Raw genomic sequence first — 17,467 nt, forward strand, 5'->3', positions numbered from 1 at the left:
GAAGCCGCCGTCCTTGGCCTTCACCGTCATGCGCTTGAACTGCTCGACGCTCTGCAGGTCGGTATTGGTCGAGACGTTGGAGATCGTGTAGAAGCCCTTGGTCTGGCCGGCTGCCGCCTGGAAGTTATTGGCCGCGATCGCTAAGGCGACCTCCGTGGTGGTCACGTTGCGCCCGGCCATCTTCAGCGGATCGAGCCAGACCCGCATCGCGAAGGTCTGGCCGCCCAGGATGTCGGCTGAGGCGACGCCGTCCACCGTCGAAAGGATTGGCTGCACCACGCGCGTCAGGTAATCGGAAATCGCCGAGCCCGACAGTTCGTCGCTCGAAAAGCCGATATACATCACCGCCGTCGTCTCGCCGGTGGACTTCACGATCACCGGATCGTTGGCTTCCTTCGGTATCAGGTACTTCACCGAATTGACCTTCGACAGCACCTCGGTGAGCGCCGCGTTCGGATCGAAGTTCAATTTGACGTAGACCTTGATCTGGCTCTGGCTTTGGGTCGAGGCGGAGGTGATGTAGTCGACGCCCTCGGCCGACGCGACCGCCTGTTCGATCGGCGTGGTTATAAAGCCCTGCATCAATTCCGGCGACGCACCGGGATAGGCCGTGGTGACCGTAATCACGGTGTTGGACAATTTCGGATACTGCCGGATCGGCAAATTATAGGCGGCCGCCATACCGATCAGCAGTATCAGCAGGCTGACGACGACCGACAAGATCGGCCGCTTGATGAAGATATCGGTGAATGCCATTGCAGGCGCTCCCTTGGCGCGCGCCCCTCCTGATCGGAGCAAGGCCGCGAGACGTTCGATCGGTCGGACCCGCCTGCGGCGATCCCGACAGGAATCAGTTCAGCGGCGGCTTCTCCGGGATCGGCGGCAGCGGATCCTTCGAGATTTCAACGGCAGCACCCGACTGCAGCTTGAGCTGACCGACCGCGGCGACCCTGTCGCCCGGCTTCAGCCCCTTCTCGATCACCGCGCGCCCGTTGATACGATCTCCGGTGCGCACGAAGGTCTGCTCGGCGGTCAAGCTGGTCTTGCCGTCGTCGCCCTTGTGCTCCTTGATGAGATAAACGGAGTCGCCATACAGCGTGTACTCGACCGCGGTTTCCGGCACCGTGATGACCGCCGGCTTGTCAGGCAGCACCACAGTCACTTCCGCGAACATGCCCGGCTTCAGGATATCGCCCGGGTTGTTGATGGTCGCCTGGACGCGAATGTTGCGGGTATCGGTCGCGATCTGCGGCTCGATAGTGGTGATCTTGCCGTCGAACTTCTTGCCGGGATAGGCATCGACCGATACCCGGACAGCCTGGCCCACGGAGAGGCGGCCGCTGTCCTTTTCAGTGACGGTGAAGTTTGCAAACAGCGTCGACAGATCCGTCAGCGAGACGATCTGCGTGCCGGCGGTGAGGAATTGTCCCACCTCTACCTGACGCACTCCGAGCACGCCGTCGAACGGCGCGCGCACCAACTTCTGCGAAATGATCGCCTCGGTCTTGGCGATGCCGGCATTGGCCTGATCGAATGCGGCCTGCGCCTGATCCACGGTCACCTGCGGACCGACCTGTCGCGCCGCGAGCTGCTTCGCCCGTTCAAGCGCCAGTCTCGCTACGGTCGCCTGCGCCTTGTAATTGGCGAGATCACCCTGATCCGGTTTGTCGAACAGTTGCACCAGCGGCGTGCCCTGGGTGACGCGGCTGCCGGCGGTGAACAGAATGTCGGTGATGCGGCCGCTGACGTCGGACGTGACGTTGACCTGATGCACTGCCGCCAGACTGCCGACGGCCCGCTGCAGGTTCGGCAGGACTTCGGACTTCGCCTCGGCCGCGCTGATCGTGACCGGTGGCGGCTTGTTGTTGGCGAAGAACTCCTTGATCTTCTGCGCACGGAAGGCGTTGAACCCGACCAGCGCGCCGACAAGGACCGCAAGCAGCAAGCCGACAATGATGAACCAGCGCTTGATGCGTATGGGACGCGCGCGAGACGTCTCGCGCAGGTCCTGCGGCGAAACATCCTTCTTGTCGGCAGCGCTGCCTTGCCTTGTTACCGTCATGTCATGCACTTTCTGCGGCCGACGTGTGGGCGGCGTTGAATAAAGGTTCCTGGTCCAGATGCAAGGCAATTGCCGCTGCGTTCAGACCGACCCCGCGAAGAATGAATTCACAGATTTGCCGTTCCAGATCGGACGCGGCTCCGTAGGTCAGGGCCGGAACGGAAGGAAGCTGAGTTAGAACCATCATGAGAACAGTGTGATGGGCAAACCAGAACAGGTTGAGCGGATCGCGCCCGACCGGCACCGCATCCCCGGCTGCGATCGCACGCTCGAGCGAAGCCGCGAAAGCCTGTCCGATCAGATTCCGGATTTTTTCGTACAGCAGTCGGGCAAATTCGCCGTCATCGAGCTGACTTGAGATCAGGAGGCGCAGACGTTGTGCTTCCTCCTGATCCGGAGAAGCCGAAGCATTCAGGAAGTGATTGACCATGCCGCGGATCAGGACGACCAGCGTCTCCGTCGATGGCTCGCGGTCGAGCAAGCGATGCAGTGCGGGATCCGCCTGGCAGGCCTCAGCCAGGATTTCGGCATAGAGCGCCGCCTTGCTCGGGAAATGCTTGAACAACAATGCCTCGGAGATCGAGGCGGCGGCGGCAACGCTTTTGGTGGTCGTACCCGCAAACCCATAGCGCGCAAAGCAATGCTTCGCGGCACTCAGGATAAGCTCCCGGCGAAGATCGCCGGTCATTCGCAAGTTGCTCATGGTGACGTGAGTAAACACTCACTCCCCTCGAAGTCAAGGAAAAATGTTGCAACGCACCAATCATAATCCCGGGTTGGGAGCGGAGAATATCCGCAATTCGGCGGATACGTAGTCTCGCGTACCTGCCCTGAGCATGGCCGACGATCACGGAAAAAGCCCCCGCATGGCCTTTCCGGCCCGGACCTTCTCGACTCCGATCGCCATTGCCGCGGTGCGATGAGGAATCCGGTCCTTTTTGGCGCGACCAATCATCTGGGCGAAAGCGCGATCCAGTATCTGGTATTCGCGGCGCGTCACTTCGTCTTCTTCCCAGAACAGTTGCTGCAGATCCTGCACCCATTCGAAGTAGCTGACGACCACGCCACCGGAATTGCAGAGAATATCGGGGATCACGAAAATCTCGTGCTGACGCTTCTCCAGTATCAGATCGGCCTCAGGCGTGGTCGGCCCATTAGCGCCCTCGGCCAGCACGCGGCATTTCAGATTCTCGGCGATATGCGCGTCGATCACGCGCTCTATGGCCGCGGGAATGAGCACGTCGCACGGCAGCGTCAGGATTGCCGCCGGATCGTAGCGAAGCTGGTTGGAAAAGCCGGCGATGCTCCCGTGAGCGGCGGCGTGGCGCAGCAGCGCGGGAATATCCAGCCCGTTCCTGTCATAAAGCGCATCGGTGAGATCACTGACCGCGATGATCTTGATGCCGGAATTGTAAAGCTCGAGCGCGGCGTGGGAGCCGACATTGCCGAAACCCTGAACGACCGCCGTTGCGCCGCCAACGATGTCCAGCTCATTCATGACGCGGCGGACGAGATGGGCGACACCGCGGCCGGTGGCCTCCCGGCGGCCCAGCGTGCCGCCCGAACTCACGGGCTTGCCGGTGACGATCTCGGTGACGGTGTTGCCCTGATACATGGAATAGGTATCCATGAACCAGGCCATCACCTGCTCATTGGTGCCCATGTCCGGCGCCATCACGTCGGTTCGCGGACCGACGAACGGGATCATCTCCTGCATGTAGCGGCGCGACAGCCCTTCCAGTTCGCGCATCGACATCGATCCGGGATCGACCCTGACCCCGCCCTTGGCTCCGCCATACGGCAACCCGACCAGCGCGCATTTCCAACTCATCCAGATGGCCAGCGCAGCCACCTCGCCGATGTCCACGCTCGGCGCGAAGCGGGTCCCGCCCTTGGTCGGACCCAGCGTGAGGTGATGCTGGACGCGGTAACCCTCGAAAACCGTGATCGATCCGTCATCGCGATGGACAGGGCAGGAAACCGTGATCGAGCGCTTCGGCATCAGGATGCGCTCGCGCTCGTCCGTCGGGATCGACAGGTGATCGGCGATCACGTCGAACTGCTGAACCGCCATGTCGAAGACCGGGCCGGCATAAACCGTCATCGCTTTCTCCTTCCATGATCCGGGCTCACCAATCGCAGGCGCGCGCGGTCATATTCCGAACGGATGAGTTCGCCGGATCGAACACCGGTGGTGTCTCCACGATATAGTCATGCGAGCGACGCGATGCATCCGACGCTCAAGCGTCACCTGCGCAAAGGCGCATCCGATCCGGCCGCGATCACGTTGCCGCCGCAGGTTCAGGCAAGCGCCTGCTTGAGATCGAAGGTGGAGTCGGCAGCCTGCTCAGGTGGGATCGAACCTTTCACCGCGAGAATGCGGCGACCGAAAACATGATCCGACGCACGATTGACGGATTCGATTCCGATCAGGCGACCCGCCTTGTAACAGAACGCGGAGAACGATCCCTGCCCGGCGTCGCCGCGGACAACGACCTGGTCGTAGCCGGTGGTGAGGCCCGCGATCTGCAGCTTGTCCGGGCCCTGATCGCTCCAGAACCACGGCAGACCGTCATAGGTCTTTGCATCGCCGGTCAATCGCGCCGCCACGCAACGCGCCTGATCGGTCGCGTTCTGAACGGATTCGAGCCGGAGCGGCGCGCCGAAACGCACGCTCGTGAACAACGCGCAGTCGCCGATCGCTGAGATGTCCGGATCGGCAGTGAGAAGATGCTCATCGACGATGATGCCGGAGGCGACCGGCAGGCCAGCCTCAGCAGCCAGTTCGACATTGGGCAAGACGCCGACGCCGATCACCACGAGATCGGCCGTGATCGGCCTGCCGTCGCTCAAGGTCACGCCGGTTACGCGGCCCTCGTCGCTGGTGATGCTCGTGGCCTGCACGCCGAAATGAAGCCGGATTCCGGCCTCGCTGTGGCGGCGCTGAAAAAACTCCGAAATCTCCGGCGTGACCGCGCGCGCCATGACGCGCGGCGCCAGTTCCACCACGTCGACCTCGAGACCCTTCGCCCGCGCGGTCGCCGCGAATTCGAGGCCGATGAAGCCGGCGCCGACGACGACTACCCTCCCGCCGGCTCCGAAGCGTTGCCGCAGCGCCTCGCTTTCATCGAGCGTGCGCAGATAGAGTACATCTTCAAGGCCAGCATTGGGGATATCCAGCAGCCGGTTGCGTGCGCCCGTCGCCAGCACGAGATGCTTGTAAGCGCGGGATACGCCGGACGCGCAGACAAGCTGGCGCGCGCCGCGGTCGATCGCGACGGCGCGGTCGGCGATCAGGTCGATGCGCTGGTCGTGATAGAATTTCTCCGGCCTGAACATCACCGAGTCCGGGCTGCCGCCGCCCTTCAGATAGGCCTTCGACAACGGCGGCCGCTGATAGGGAAGATGCGACTCGTCATTGATCAGACCGACGGGTCCCTCATACCCCGCCTGACGCAGCGACACCGCAAGTTGAAAGCCTGCGTGGCCCGCGCCCACGATCAGAACCGGTTGGTCTGCCATTCGTCAAACCTGCCGGCTCAAGATTGTCTGATCGCCTGTCATATTACCTCCGGAAACATCATCTTTCTGGCGCGGGAGCATCCTGCGAGCGGCGTTTTCTTGCACGGCCCGACGGCGATTGCCACCCCTTCGCATCTGCGATTTAAGTACCGCAGCGGCCGCCACCGGCGCCGCGCGCGCTACGTGCGCCCGATCCGACATCACCGGAGTGACGCCAGATGTCAGCCTTCGCTCCCACCTCGCCCGAAGCCGCCGGCATGTCCAGGGCTGCGCTCGATCGGATCGATGACCATCTGAAGCGACGATACATCGACGCGAACCGGTTTCCGGGCACGCAGCTTGTCGTGTATCGGCGCGGACAGGTCGTGCACAGCTCCGTGCAGGGATTTGCCGATCTCGAACGCAAGGCGCCGATGAGGGACGACACCATCTTCCGCATCTATTCCATGACCAAGCCGATCACGTCCGTCGCTTTCATGATGCTGGTGGAGCAAGGTCTCGTTGCGCTCGACGAGCCGGTTCACAAGTACATTCCCGAGTGGAAGAACCTCGGCGTGTTCCAGGCGGGCACGGCGCCCGCTTTCGTCACCCGGCCGCCGGCACGGCCCATGCAGATCGTCGACCTTCTTCGTCATACGTCCGGGCTGACCTACGGCTTCCAGCAGCGAAGCAACGTCGACGCCGCCTATCGCGACAGCCAGATCGGCACGATCGAACTCGCGGGCACGCTTGATTCGATGATCGCGGCGCTTGCCAAAATCCCGCTGGAGTTCTCGCCCGGCGAAGCCTGGAATTACTCGGTCTCCACCGACGTGATCGGGTATCTCGTCGGCAAAATCAGCGGCATCCCGTTCGAGCGATTTCTGAAGGAGCGCATTTTCGATCCGCTGGGCATGGCCGACACCGACTTCTACGTTCCCGCCGAAAAGGCGCATCGGCTGGCGGCCTGCTACAACGCGACCGTCAGCGGCATGATGGCGGTTCATTCACCTGGTGCGAAAAGCGGCCTGGCGTTGCAGGACGATCCGGCGACAAGTCCCTATCGGTCGCCGCCCAGCCTCATCTCCGGAGGCGGCGGTCTGTGCTCGACGGCCGCCGACTACCTCACCTTCTGCCGCGCGCTGCTCAACGGCGGCACGCTCGACGGCGTCAGGCTGATCGGACCGAAAACGCTGGCGCTGATGACGGCCAATCACCTGCCCGGCAACCGGGACCTGCCGGAGATGTCGCGATCGATGTTTGCGGAAGCGACCTATAGCGGTGTCGGCTTCGGCCTCGGGTTCTCCGTCACCATGAATCCCGCAAAGACACTCGTCCCCGGCAGCCCCGGCGAATACGCCTGGGGCGGCGCGGCGACGACGTCGTTCTGGATCGATCCGGCGGAAGAACTGATCACGATCTTCATGACACAGGTGATACCTTCGAGCGCCTATCCCGTCCGGCGCGAACTTCGCACCATGGTCTATGCTGCCATCACCGACAGTCATCTTTGACTTTGCACCGCTTCGCCGGCACCTCAGGCCCGATGCTCATTCCGCGACGATTTCGCCAACCGAGGCCAGTGTGCGCCTCGCCGCGACCAGGTGCGGACGGTCATACATTCTGCCGTCGATGCCCACCGTGCCGGCGTCCGGCTGACCGGCGAAGGCTGCAACCACCCGCCGCGCATGAGCGAGGTCGGCTTCGGACGGCGTGAAGCAGGCGTTGATGGTCGCGACCTGATCTGGATGTATCGCGAGACGTCCGACAAACCCGTCACGGCGCGCGATCCGGCAGCTCTCGACGAGACCGTCCTGATCCCTGTAATCGGCATAGAGCGTTTCAAGCGCGACCACGCCCGCCGCGCCGGCGGCGAAAAGGCATTGGGCGCGCGCAAGCTGATAGGGGAAGGTCCACTCGCCGTTCGGCTCTTTATTGGTCAATGCGCCGAGCGCGGCGCTGAGGTCTTCCGCGCCCCATGTCATGGCCACCAGTCTCGAGCCCGGCGTTGCGCGCGATGCGGCATAACCGGCGAGGCCCAGCATCGCCGCCGGCGTCTCGGTTGCGACAACCAGCAGTTTTACATGCCCGGAGGCGACGCCGGCAGCGACCTCAAGGTCATCGATATAGCGCGAGACCTGCTCGACGTCGTGATAACCGTTTACTTTCGGAAGCACGATGCCATCCAGTCCCGGGCGAACGACCGCGGCGAGATCCTCCCGCGCCAGCTCGGTTTCGAGCGGGTTGATGCGCACCAGGAACATCCACTCAGGTCTTGCGGCACCCAGGCGGTTCTTCACCGCATCCCGCGCAAACGCCTTGCGGCCGGACGCAACGGAGTCTTCCAGATCGAGGATCAGCGCATCCGCGCCGCAGGCATCGGCCTTGGCAAACTTGCGATCGCTGTCGGCCGGAACGAACAGAAGCGAACGCAACGTCATGCCGGCTTCCCCATCATCAACGCGTTGCGGCGGCAGAACACCACCTCCTCGTCCCGCTGGTTGAAGCCGCGGTGCTCCAGTGTGACGACGCCCTGCCCCGGACGCGACTTGCTGGCGCGAACCGCAACCACCTTGGATTCCGCACGCAAGGTATCGCCGGCGAACACCGGATGCGGAAACCTGGTTTCTTCCATGCCGAGATTGCCGACCGTGGTTCCGAGCGTCGTGTCCTGCACGGACAGGCCGATGACGAGGCCCAACGTGAAGATCGAATTCATCAGCGGTTTGCCGAATTCGGTCGACCTGGCATATTCGTGATCGATATGCACCGGCGCGGGATTACAGGTCAGCGACGAGAACAAAATATTGTCCATGTCGGTGACCGTCCGCCGGATTTCATGAACGAAGGCTTGTCCGACGGAAAACTGCTCGAAATAAAGACCCGCCATCCCGGCTTTCCTTCCCGCAGCAAAGTCAGATAGATACCTGAAAATGATTAAGGTCAGGCCGATCGATTCCGTCCAGGAATATGAAGAGACCTCAAATCAAAAACGGGGCTCGATATTCGCTCTTTTTATGCTCTAATTCCCATCATCAGCAACTGGTCGGCCTATGCGGAGACTCAATTGACCAAAAAACTGACCGCCGAAATTGCCTCCCTGGCTGTCTTTGGCGTCGGGCTCGCCGGCGTTTACATTCTCGCCTCGACACTCAAAGGCGCGTACTCCGATTTCGCCATCGCAGCGATCGCGACGGTGATGTTTGTGGCGTTCTATGTCCTCGGCCAATGGGTCAAGCGTAGAATCGACCCGCACCACACGGTGGAATAAGACTTCGCTCCGGCCGCGCCGATCAGGGCATCGACCGGCTCCGGCTTCCAGGTTCGCAAGGACGAACTGACGGAATGACGAAGCTGTTTGCCGGCGGATAATGGCCGAGTGCCGCAAGTGCGCGACAAACCATGTCGTACGTGTATCGCACGACGTCGCTTTGTTCACGGTTCGGTTTGGCTAAGTGTTTGAGATCGCTTGGTGGGCGATGTAGGGCTCGAACCTACGACCCGCTGATTAAGAGTCAGCTGCTCTACCAACTGAGCTAATCGCCCGAAACTGTCGAAATTCCCTTGCGGGACGGGGGTCGTGTAGCAAAGCGAACCCGCGATGTCCAGCAGAGCCGCGGTGGTTTCCCCCGCGACCGCGGCGTTCGCCAAACACGAAAAAGCCGCCGAAACCGGCGGCTTCCTCATGTCCCGGCGCTCCGGTATCAGAGTTGACCGGGCTTCTGGTCCGAGCCCGGGCCGTCCCGGTCGCCACCACGATCGAAGTGGTGGTGAAGCCAGCCGCCGCCTCCCATGCCGAAACCATGGTTCATGCGGGTGAGAACCATCAGGCGCCGCTTCTGGCTGTCGTCGAGGGTCTTGTAAAGCGGATCGGCGGCATCGGCGATTTTCTTCAAAGCGGTCGCCGTCTCGGCCATGCGATCGGCGCGCTCGCGCAGCCGTGCGACCTGATCGACAGGCGCCCGCTTTTGCGCGTCCTCGCTCTTCGCGTCGTTCTTGGATTCGCTCTTGGTTTCCTTTTTCGCCTCCATTCTGGCATTCGCACGATCGATCCGAAGCTTCGCGAAATCGCGAATAGCCTTTTCCACCGGCGGCCAAAGCTTCTCCTGATCCGGCGTCAGCGTGAGGCCGGCGTGGATCGCGGCTATCCTCGAATCGGCGAGAGCCGTCCTGTCCTGCGGGCTGAGCCGCGAGTAGTCGTGCGACCAGGGACGATGCTGATGGGCATACACCGCAGTCGAACCGGCAATGGCGAGCGCTGCGACGCCGGCGAGAATGGCCTTCTTCATTGGAAACCCTCCTTTGCAAGGCCCAATGAAAGATGGATGTGCATGGCCCGCCATGCAAATTACATCTTCGCAAGAGTGGTTTCTCTTACGAAGATGTAATCTGGGCGACTGAACGAACAGGACGTTCAGCCGACGTGGTAGCGGGAACAGCATCAGTGAAACGAACGACACTCGCGGCGCCGTTCGTCGACATGAAATGAAAGGATCAACTCGCCGCGGCGGCCGCTGGCAGATCGCGCTGATGCTTCATCACGATCTTGTTGAGCGCGCCGAGATAGGCCTTGGCGGATGCGACCAGCGTATCCGGATCGGCGGCGCGCGAGGTCATCGCACGGCCATCCTGGCTGAGACGCACGGACACCTCCGCCTGCGCATCGGTTCCCTGTGTCACCGCATGAACCTGGTAAAGCTCCAGCTTGGCGTCGTGCGGCACCAGCCTCTTGATGCAGTTGAACACAGCATCCACCGGACCGTTGCCCTCGGCTTCCTCTATCCGGTTCTGGCCATCGACCATGAGCTTCATGGTTGCGCGCTGCGGACCATGGGTGCCCGCGATCACCGTCAGCGACGCCAGCTTGATGCGATCGTGCGACGCCGCCATCTCCTCGTCGACCAGCGCAACGATGTCCTCGTCGTAGATATCCTTCTTGCGGTCCGCCAGCGCCTTGAAGCGCACGAACGCATCCTGCAACTGGTTCTCGGCCAGCTTGTAGCCAAGTTCCTCCAGCTTGTGCTGGAAGGCATGGCGGCCGGAATGCTTGCCCATCACCAGCGACGTCTGCTTCACGCCGACGCTCTCCGGCGTCATGATCTCGTAGGTCTGCGCATTCTTCAGCATGCCGTCCTGATGAATGCCGCTCTCGTGCGCGAACGCGTTCCGGCCGACAATCGCCTTGTTGTACTGCACCGGGAACGAGGTCGCCGCCGACACCAGCTTTGAAGCGCGCGTCAGCATCGTGCTCTCGACGTTGCACCAATACGGCATGACGTCGGCCCGCGTCTTGATCGCCATCACGACTTCTTCCAGCGCGGCGTTGCCCGCCCGCTCGCCGATGCCGTTGATGGTGGATTCCACCTGTCGCGCGCCGCCCTCGACGCCGGCCAGCGAGTTGGCGACGGCGAGCCCCAGATCGTCATGGCAGTGCACCGAGAAGATCGCCTTGTCTGCGTTCGGCACCCGCTCGCGAATGGTCCTGAACATTCGCCGGTATTCGTCCGGCACCGCGTAGCCCACGGTATCCGGCAGGTTGATGGTGGTGGCGCCGGCCGCGATCGCGGTCTCCACGCATTTGCAGAGATAGTCGATCGGGGTGCGGGTCGCGTCCATCGCCGACCATTCGACGTTCTCGACCAGGTTGCGGGCCTGCGTCACCGTCGCGGTGATGATCTCCAGCACCTCGGCTTCGCTCTTGCGCATCTGGTGCGCCAGATGAATCGGCGAGGTGGAAACGAAGGTATGAATGCGGCCGCGCCGTGCGTGACGCACCGCCTCGCCGGCACGGGCGATGTCGCCGGGAATGGCGCGGGCCAGACCCGCGATCATCGCGTTCCTGGCGTTCTTCGCGATCTCCGTCACCGCCTCGAAGTCGCCGACCGAAGCGATCGGGAAGCCTGCTTCAATGACGTCGACGCCCATCTCGTCGAGCATCTCCGCCACCTCGAGCTTCTCCTCGAATGTCATGGTGGCGCCGGGGCATTGCTCGCCGTCGCGCAAAGTGGTGTCGAATATGATGACGCGGTCCTTGTCGGACTTGTTCGCGGTACTCATGGGAAGTTCCTCTGGTCCATGCGCGCTGCGCGCGCTCGAAAGGGTCTGGTGCTCTGCGTTCCCCTGAGTGCCCAGGCAACAACTGCCCAGCCGGCGCTCAGGGGCCGATAAGAAGCAGCAGCCCGCCGACAAGCAGGGTGGGCAAGGACGCAGCCGGAATCGCTTCGGGACCGGCGGCTACCGCCGTCCTCCCGTGAATTCTCGCCATGTCGCTGCAAGCCAGCATTACCGGACCCTTAGAGCTTGCGCGTATTGATCGCAAAACCGGCATCCACTTTTGCGGAATACGCGTGAGGGTTATTCTCGACGAAAACCGTTGACGGTTCGTTGCCGACCCCCTGCCGGACAGGTTCTAGACGAGAACGGCGTGTCATCGCAACGCCAAAGAATGGTCAGCAAGGCTGCCAGACCTGCTTCCGGGAGCGGCGGCCAGGATCGCGATCTGCTGTTTAATCCGACCGCGGCGCACCTTCCCGGGATGCCGACCGATCGGAATCCGCCCTGGCCTTGCGTGTCGCGGCATCCTTCGGAGCTGCTTTCCTGGTGCGCAACGCGCTCCTGCTTTCGTTCGCCAACGCCTCGCGGACCTTTTTGAACTCCCCACGCTCGCTCTTGTCGACCTTTGGGAACCGCAGATCCAGCCTGTTCAACGCCCCGACAATGGCGGAACCGATCACCACCCGCGCGAACCACTTGTGGTCGGCCGGCACGACATACCATGGCGCGTCGGGCGAGGCGGTATGGCGGATCACGTCCTGATAGGCCGCCTGATACTTGCCCCAGAGCTCGCGTTCGGCGACGTCGCCCATCGAGAACTTCCAGTTCTTCCCGGGTTCCTCCAGGCGATCGAGAAAACGCCGGCGCTGTTCCTCCTTTGAAACGTTGAGGAAGAACTTCAGCACGACTGTGCCGTTACGGGCGAGATATTTCTCGAAGGCGGAAATATCCTCGAAGCGCTCGCGCCAGATATTCTTCGTCACCAGCTTCGGCGGGATCCGTTGTTTCGCCAGAATTTCCGGATGTACGCGCACCACCAGCACTTCCTCGTAGTAGGAACGGTTGAAGATGCCGATACGCCCGCGCTCGGGCAGCCGTCGCGCCGCTCGCCACATGAAATCGTGATCGAGTTCTTCCGTCGAAGGCTGCTTGAAGGAATGCACGTCGCAGCCCTGCGGATTGATGCCATCGAACACGCTCTCGATGGCGCTGTCCTTGCCGGCCGCATCCATGCCCTGGAACACCAAAAGCAGCGACCAGCGATCCTGCGCATAAAGCTTTTCCTGAAGATCGCTGAGAAGGTCGCGGTTGACCTTGATGATCTCCTGTCCCCTGTCCTTGTCGATGCCGCCGCGATCGGCGGTTTTGAACGACGTCAGGTGAAACGGCCTGGTGCCATCGACACGAAACGGATCGACGAAACTCCCGGGATCGGCAACAAGGTTTTTCGTCTTGCTCATGAAGCGAACTCCGGTTTCCGCCAGCCTCAAGACAATATTGCCTCACCGCCGATGTCAAACCGCCATCGCTGCGACGTGCTCGATAAACGCCGTCACATAGTCCGGCATCGCCGCGGTAAAATCCCGGCGATCACGCACCAGATGGATCGCGCTGAGTTCGGGCGCGGCCTGTCCCGCCAGCGTGCGAACGATCCGCGCACGCAACTCCTGGCCCGGCAGGACTGCGTCCAAAAGCTGGATGACCGCGATCGAGTGACCGCTATCGACGCAATACCAGCACGGATCGGCGCGATACAGGTCGCGGGGAAGGCCGGTTTCTTCGCTGACCTCCCGGATGATACCGATCGCAAGGTCAAGCTTGCCGTCCCGGATATCGCAAGGGTCGGACATGCCGGCGGGAAAATAGATGCGCCCAGAGTTTGCCGTCGTCGCCGCCATTTCGCCCAGCACGAATTGGCCATCGCTGCCGCGCAGCGCGCCCATGCCGAAACCGTTGAAGACGTCCTTGTCGGGGAAACCCCAGTCACGCCACGCCAGAAAGCTCGCGAAATCGGTCTCGAAGTAGTCCGCGCGAAAACAGCCGCCATCGAACCGCCGGTTGCGGCCGAGCAGAACGCGCCCGTTCCATAACGCCGGCGTTTTGACGCGCTGCGCGGCGAAGTGCGCATCAATCTCGCGACGGCGCTCGTCAGCGAAGGCCCAGCGCCAAGGCCGGACCGCAAGATCCAGCCGGATGACGCGATGAATCGCGGGTGTCGTCACTCTGCGCTATTTCCGCTTCCGTAGTCCGCCGCGTTTTAGTCCCGCCGGCGGGCGGTATGCAAGATCGCCGGCGGCGGCGATGCACGTACAGGTGCAAAACACAGAGCAAAATAAAGGCGGGGACAACAAGATAAAATTGTCGGCAATTTTCCCAGCAAAGCAGCGATACAATTTGAATGAAATTGCACGTCCGGATTTCGACACAAAATTTACCGTCATCGTTCAACGCGATGACGATCTGATTCAAATTCGATCGATTTTCGCGATGCCGCCGCGTGCGTCGTGACGCGGTGTGCTCACAAATCACCGCCGCGTGACAAGCGGGCAAAGGCTGCGCATCATTCCAACCATCATCGAAGAACCCGGCATTTGGCTGCGGCTGGACCGCTGTATCCGCGCGCTCCCGCTCGCCGTGAAACAAGAGCCTCGCAGGACAATCGGAGACATGGATGAGACGACGGAAACTCGCCTGCGTCAGCGTGATCGCGCTGGTGTTCCTGCTGAATAAATCGGCCGGCCGGGCCGATGACAGCGATACCTCGACGGGAGCCATTCATCCCGGCGACGTCGTCACGACAATCGCTGAAAGCTGGAGCCTCGCGCTTCAGATCGCGCTACGGCGCTCCCGCAACCGCAGCGCGCTTGAGGCTGCGATCGAGCGTGAAACCGTGGAAGCGACGCGCCGGTTTGGAACGGTCAAATGCAGCGCGGCTCCCGACGATGAGCGTGATCCGCTCGCGCTGCTGGCCAGGCGACGTATCGACGTGGAGATCGCTTCACTTAGGAACCGGCTCGCCATCACCTATCGATCCCTGTGCATCGGTGGTCGGCTCGCCGTAACCTTCGACGTCGAGACCCTCGAGAACCCGCGATAGCGCCAGCCAGCCGGACTGGACTTGGTGCGACAGCGACCATGTGTTAACCGGCAAGGCATGAGCGATACCCCGCCGCTGATCGCGTTTTCGCATGTCGCCAAAAGTTTCGACGGCGGCCGCGTCAAGGCTGTGGACGATGTCACTCTCGATATCGCCGCCGGCGAGTTTCTCGCCGTCGTCGGCGGCTCCGGCTCCGGCAAGACCACGCTGCTGCGGCTTGCCAACAGGTTGATCAATCCCGACGCCGGGACCATCACCATCGCGGGCGAGGACATCGCGCGCGTCGATCCGATTCTGCTGCGCCGCCGGATGGGCTATGTGTTCCAGAGCGGCGGCCTGTTCCCGCATATGAGCATCGCCGCCAACATCGGCATCACGCCGCGCCTGCTCGGAACGCCGAAGCCGGAGATCGCAGCGCGGGTCGACGATCTGCTCGATCTGGTGCAGCTCGACCGCGTACAGCATCGCGACCGCTTCCCGCACGAATTGTCCGGCGGCCAGCGCCAGCGCGTCGGCGTGGCGCGGGCGCTCGCCGCCAAACCGCACATCGTGCTGATGGATGAGCCGTTCGGCGCGCTCGATCCGGTGACGCGCGACGCGCTCGGCGCCGACTATCGCGCGCTTCACGCAAGGCTGGGCCTTACAACCGTGATGATCACTCACGACATGACGGAGGCGTTGCTGCTTGCAGACCGCGTTGCCGTCATGCGCGAGGGTCGCCTCGCCGCGCTCGGAACGGCGGCGGAATTGTCCCGGAGCGACGATCCGTATGTCGGCGAGCTGCTCGGCACGCCTCGCCGACAGGCCGAGCGGCTTCATGCTGCGCTCTCGCGGAACGGCACGCCATGAACCTGCTGTCCGATCCGCGCTGGAACGATGCGATTGGCCACCTGCCCGATTATCTCGGCAATCATGTCCGTGTCAGCGTCGCCGCGCTGGTGCTCGGACTCGCCGCGAGTTTTCCCCTCGCCCTGATGGCGCGCAACCGGCCGGTGATGCGCTCGGTGCTGCTGGTCGTCGCCAGCATCGTGCAAACGGTTCCGGGACTGGCGCTGCTGGCGCTGTTCTATCCGCTGTTGCTGGCGCTCGCGGCTTTGACGTCGAGCTGGTTCGGTCTCGGATTCTCCGCTTTCGGATTTTTGCCGGCGGTGCTGGCGCTCGCGCTTTATTCGATGCTGCCGGTACTGCGCAACACCATCACCGGCTTGCAAGGTATCGACCCTGCTTTGACCGAAGCAGCGCGTGGCGTCGGCATGACGCCGCGGCAGTCGCTTACGATGGTCGAACTGCCGCTGGCGCTGCCGGTGATCATGGCGGGCATCCGCACTGCCGCGGTTTGGGTGATAGGCACCGCGACACTGTCCACACCGATCGGCCAGACCAGCCTCGGCAATTACATCTTCGCCGGGCTGCAAACCCAGAACTGGGTGTTCGTGCTGTTCGGCTGCATCGCCGCGGCCATCCTTGCGCTGGTTGTGGATCAATTGCTGGCGCTGATCGAATCCGGTTTGCAGGTCCGAAGCCGTATCCGCGTCACGGCCGGCATTGCCGTCATCGCGGCGCTGATCGCTGTCGCGCTGGCGCCCTCGTTTGCGCGCACGAAATCCGGCTACATCGTCGGCGCCAAGACCTTCACCGAGCAATACGTGCTGGCGGCGCTGATCTCGCAACGGCTGCAGGCGGCCGGTCTCCCGGCCACCACGCGCGAGGGACTCGGCTCCAACGTGATCTTCGAGGCGCTGGTCAATGGCGACATCGACGTCTATGTCGATTATTCAGGCACGCTGTGGGCAAACCAGTTCCACAACGCGGGTATCGCGCCGCGCGAAAAATTGCTCGCAGACATCAAGGCGACGCTGGCGCAGCGGAACATCATTCTGCTCGGCGAGCTCGGCTTCGAGAACGCCTACGCGCTGGTGATGCCGAAAGCCCGCGCCGACGCGCTGAACATCCATTCGATCGGCGACCTCGCTGCGCATGCGGGCGCGATGTCGATCGCGGGCGACTACGAATTCTTCGCACGGCCTGAGTGGGCTGCCTTGAAGAAGGCTTATGGATTATCGTTTCGCGAGCAACGGCAGATGCAGTCGAACTTCATGTATGCCGCCGTCGCCTCAGGCGAAGTCGACGTGATCGCGGGCTACACCAGCGACGGACAGATCGCCAAATACGGCCTGACCGTGCTCGACGATTCCCGCCACGCGATTCCGCCCTATGACGCGATCGTACTGCTGGCGCCCCGCCGTGCCGATGACGCGAAGCTCAAGGCCGCGCTCCAACCCCTGCTTGGAAAAATCGACATCGCCCTCATGCGCGAAGCCAACCTTCGCGCCAGCGGCACCGGCGCGGACAGCTTGCCGACGGCGGTCGCGCGCTGGATGTGGGCGAAGATCAACGAGAAATAAAATAAGTGACTTACCTGCCGTGCCTTGCAGCGCGGCACCAGCTCTTCCCTCCCCCTTATGGGGAGAGGGAAAGAGGCGTCAGTTCTTGGCTTTATCGACCAGCGCCGCCTTCTTGATCCAGGGCATCATGTCGCGAAGCTTGGCGCCGACCTGCTCGATCGGATGCTCCGCAAGCCGGGCGCGCGTCGCCTTGAACGAGGTCTGGTTGACCTTGTTCTCCAGCATCCAGTCGCGGGCGAACTTGCCGGACTGAATGTCGTCGAGCACGCGCTTCATTTCTTTCTTGGTCTCCGCGGTCACGATCCGCGGACCGGTGACGTACTCGCCGTATTCGGCGGTGTTGGAGAT

The 17,467-nt window shown here is 62.5% G+C and carries 17 protein-coding genes, 1 tRNA gene and 1 pseudogene; 6 read left to right on the plus strand and 13 right to left on the minus strand.

Annotation, left to right across the window (positions count from 1 at the left end; genetic code table 11):
- The 5 genes from BGN91_RS03590 to BGN91_RS03610 form a co-directional block, all read right to left on the minus strand.
- Positions 1-756, minus strand: a 756-nt coding sequence (locus BGN91_RS03590; RefSeq protein ID WP_292610600.1) for an efflux RND transporter permease subunit, incomplete at its 3' end; no start/stop codon positions are given.
- Positions 757-850: 94 nt separating this feature from the next.
- Positions 851-2,062, minus strand: a complete 1,212-nt coding sequence (locus BGN91_RS03595) for an efflux RND transporter periplasmic adaptor subunit (RefSeq protein ID WP_292610602.1) — start codon at positions 2,060-2,062, stop codon at positions 851-853.
- 1 nt (position 2,063) lies between these two features.
- Entirely contained in the window at positions 2,064-2,765 is a 702-nt protein-coding gene (locus tag BGN91_RS03600) for a TetR/AcrR family transcriptional regulator (protein ID WP_292610604.1), read from the minus strand.
- Positions 2,766-2,909: 144 nt separating this feature from the next.
- Positions 2,910-4,166 (minus strand): Glu/Leu/Phe/Val dehydrogenase, encoded by a 1,257-nt coding sequence (locus BGN91_RS03605; RefSeq protein WP_292610606.1) that lies wholly within the window; start codon positions 4,164-4,166, stop codon positions 2,910-2,912.
- A gap of 197 nt (positions 4,167-4,363) precedes the next feature.
- Positions 4,364-5,584, minus strand: coding sequence for an FAD-dependent oxidoreductase (locus tag BGN91_RS03610; RefSeq protein WP_292610608.1), 1,221 nt, complete (start codon positions 5,582-5,584; stop codon positions 4,364-4,366).
- Positions 5,585-5,802: 218 nt separating this feature from the next.
- Between BGN91_RS03610 and BGN91_RS03615 the strand changes: the two genes are divergently transcribed.
- Positions 5,803-7,077: a serine hydrolase domain-containing protein gene (locus BGN91_RS03615; protein ID WP_292610610.1), complete on the plus strand. Its 1,275-nt coding sequence runs from the start codon at positions 5,803-5,805 to the stop codon at positions 7,075-7,077.
- A 36-nt stretch (positions 7,078-7,113) separates the two neighbouring features.
- Here the strand turns inward: BGN91_RS03615 and BGN91_RS03620 are convergent, their stop codons facing one another.
- Positions 7,114-8,004 carry a CoA ester lyase gene (locus tag BGN91_RS03620; protein ID WP_292610612.1) on the minus strand — a complete coding sequence of 297 codons (891 nt, stop codon included), beginning with the start codon at positions 8,002-8,004 and terminating at the stop codon, positions 7,114-7,116.
- Complete coding sequence (locus BGN91_RS03625) at positions 8,001-8,453, minus strand: MaoC family dehydratase (RefSeq protein ID WP_292610613.1); 453 nt, start codon at positions 8,451-8,453, stop codon at positions 8,001-8,003. Before BGN91_RS03625 ends, BGN91_RS03620 begins: the two co-directional genes overlap by 4 nt.
- A 177-nt stretch (positions 8,454-8,630) precedes the next feature.
- Here BGN91_RS03625 and BGN91_RS03630 point away from each other — a divergent pair, with 177 nt between their 5' ends.
- A complete protein-coding gene (locus tag BGN91_RS03630; RefSeq protein WP_292610615.1) occupies positions 8,631-8,834 on the plus strand; it encodes a hypothetical protein in 204 nt (67 codons plus the stop codon).
- Between the two features lie 199 nt (positions 8,835-9,033).
- On the opposite strand, the gene BGN91_RS03635 is transcribed toward BGN91_RS03630, so the two are convergent.
- From BGN91_RS03635 to BGN91_RS03655, 5 genes are all read right to left on the minus strand, one after another.
- Positions 9,034-9,109: transfer RNA gene (locus BGN91_RS03635), tRNA-Lys, on the minus strand.
- Positions 9,110-9,267: 158 nt separating this feature from the next.
- A complete protein-coding gene (locus tag BGN91_RS03640) occupies positions 9,268-9,852 on the minus strand; it encodes a Spy/CpxP family protein refolding chaperone (RefSeq protein WP_292610617.1) in 585 nt (194 codons plus the stop codon).
- 205 nt (positions 9,853-10,057) lie between these two features.
- Entirely contained in the window at positions 10,058-11,620 is a 1,563-nt protein-coding gene (locus BGN91_RS03645) for a 2-isopropylmalate synthase (protein WP_292610619.1), read from the minus strand.
- A gap of 449 nt (positions 11,621-12,069) precedes the next feature.
- Complete coding sequence (locus tag BGN91_RS03650; protein ID WP_292610621.1) at positions 12,070-13,077, minus strand: polyphosphate kinase 2 family protein; 1,008 nt, start codon at positions 13,075-13,077, stop codon at positions 12,070-12,072.
- A 54-nt stretch (positions 13,078-13,131) separates the two neighbouring features.
- Positions 13,132-13,839: an NUDIX hydrolase gene (locus BGN91_RS03655; RefSeq protein ID WP_292610622.1), complete on the minus strand. Its 708-nt coding sequence runs from the start codon at positions 13,837-13,839 to the stop codon at positions 13,132-13,134.
- Positions 13,840-13,918: 79 nt separating this feature from the next.
- On the opposite strand from BGN91_RS03655, the gene BGN91_RS03660 reads away from it, so the two are divergent.
- The 4 genes from BGN91_RS03660 to BGN91_RS03675 all read left to right on the plus strand — a co-directional run bounded on the left by BGN91_RS03660 (position 13,919) and on the right by BGN91_RS03675 (position 17,119).
- Positions 13,919-14,125, plus strand: a complete 207-nt coding sequence (locus BGN91_RS03660; RefSeq protein WP_292610623.1) for a hypothetical protein — start codon at positions 13,919-13,921, stop codon at positions 14,123-14,125.
- A gap of 163 nt (positions 14,126-14,288) precedes the next feature.
- On the plus strand, positions 14,289-14,714 hold the full coding sequence (locus BGN91_RS03665; protein WP_292610624.1) for a hypothetical protein: 426 nt from the start codon (positions 14,289-14,291) through the stop codon (positions 14,712-14,714).
- Between the two features lie 57 nt (positions 14,715-14,771).
- A complete protein-coding gene (locus BGN91_RS03670) occupies positions 14,772-15,563 on the plus strand; it encodes an ATP-binding cassette domain-containing protein (protein WP_292610625.1) in 792 nt (263 codons plus the stop codon).
- Positions 15,560-17,119 (plus strand): ABC transporter permease/substrate-binding protein, encoded by a 1,560-nt coding sequence (locus tag BGN91_RS03675; protein ID WP_292610627.1) that lies wholly within the window; start codon positions 15,560-15,562, stop codon positions 17,117-17,119. Before BGN91_RS03670 ends, BGN91_RS03675 begins: the two co-directional genes overlap by 4 nt.
- Positions 17,120-17,197: 78 nt before the next feature.
- On the opposite strand, the pseudogene BGN91_RS03680 reads toward BGN91_RS03675, so the two are convergent.
- Positions 17,198-17,467: pseudogene (locus tag BGN91_RS03680) on the minus strand (ketol-acid reductoisomerase); the annotation flags it as partial.

Source organism: Nitrobacter sp. 62-13, from assembly GCF_001896955.1.
GTDB lineage: Bacteria > Pseudomonadota > Alphaproteobacteria > Rhizobiales > Xanthobacteraceae > Nitrobacter.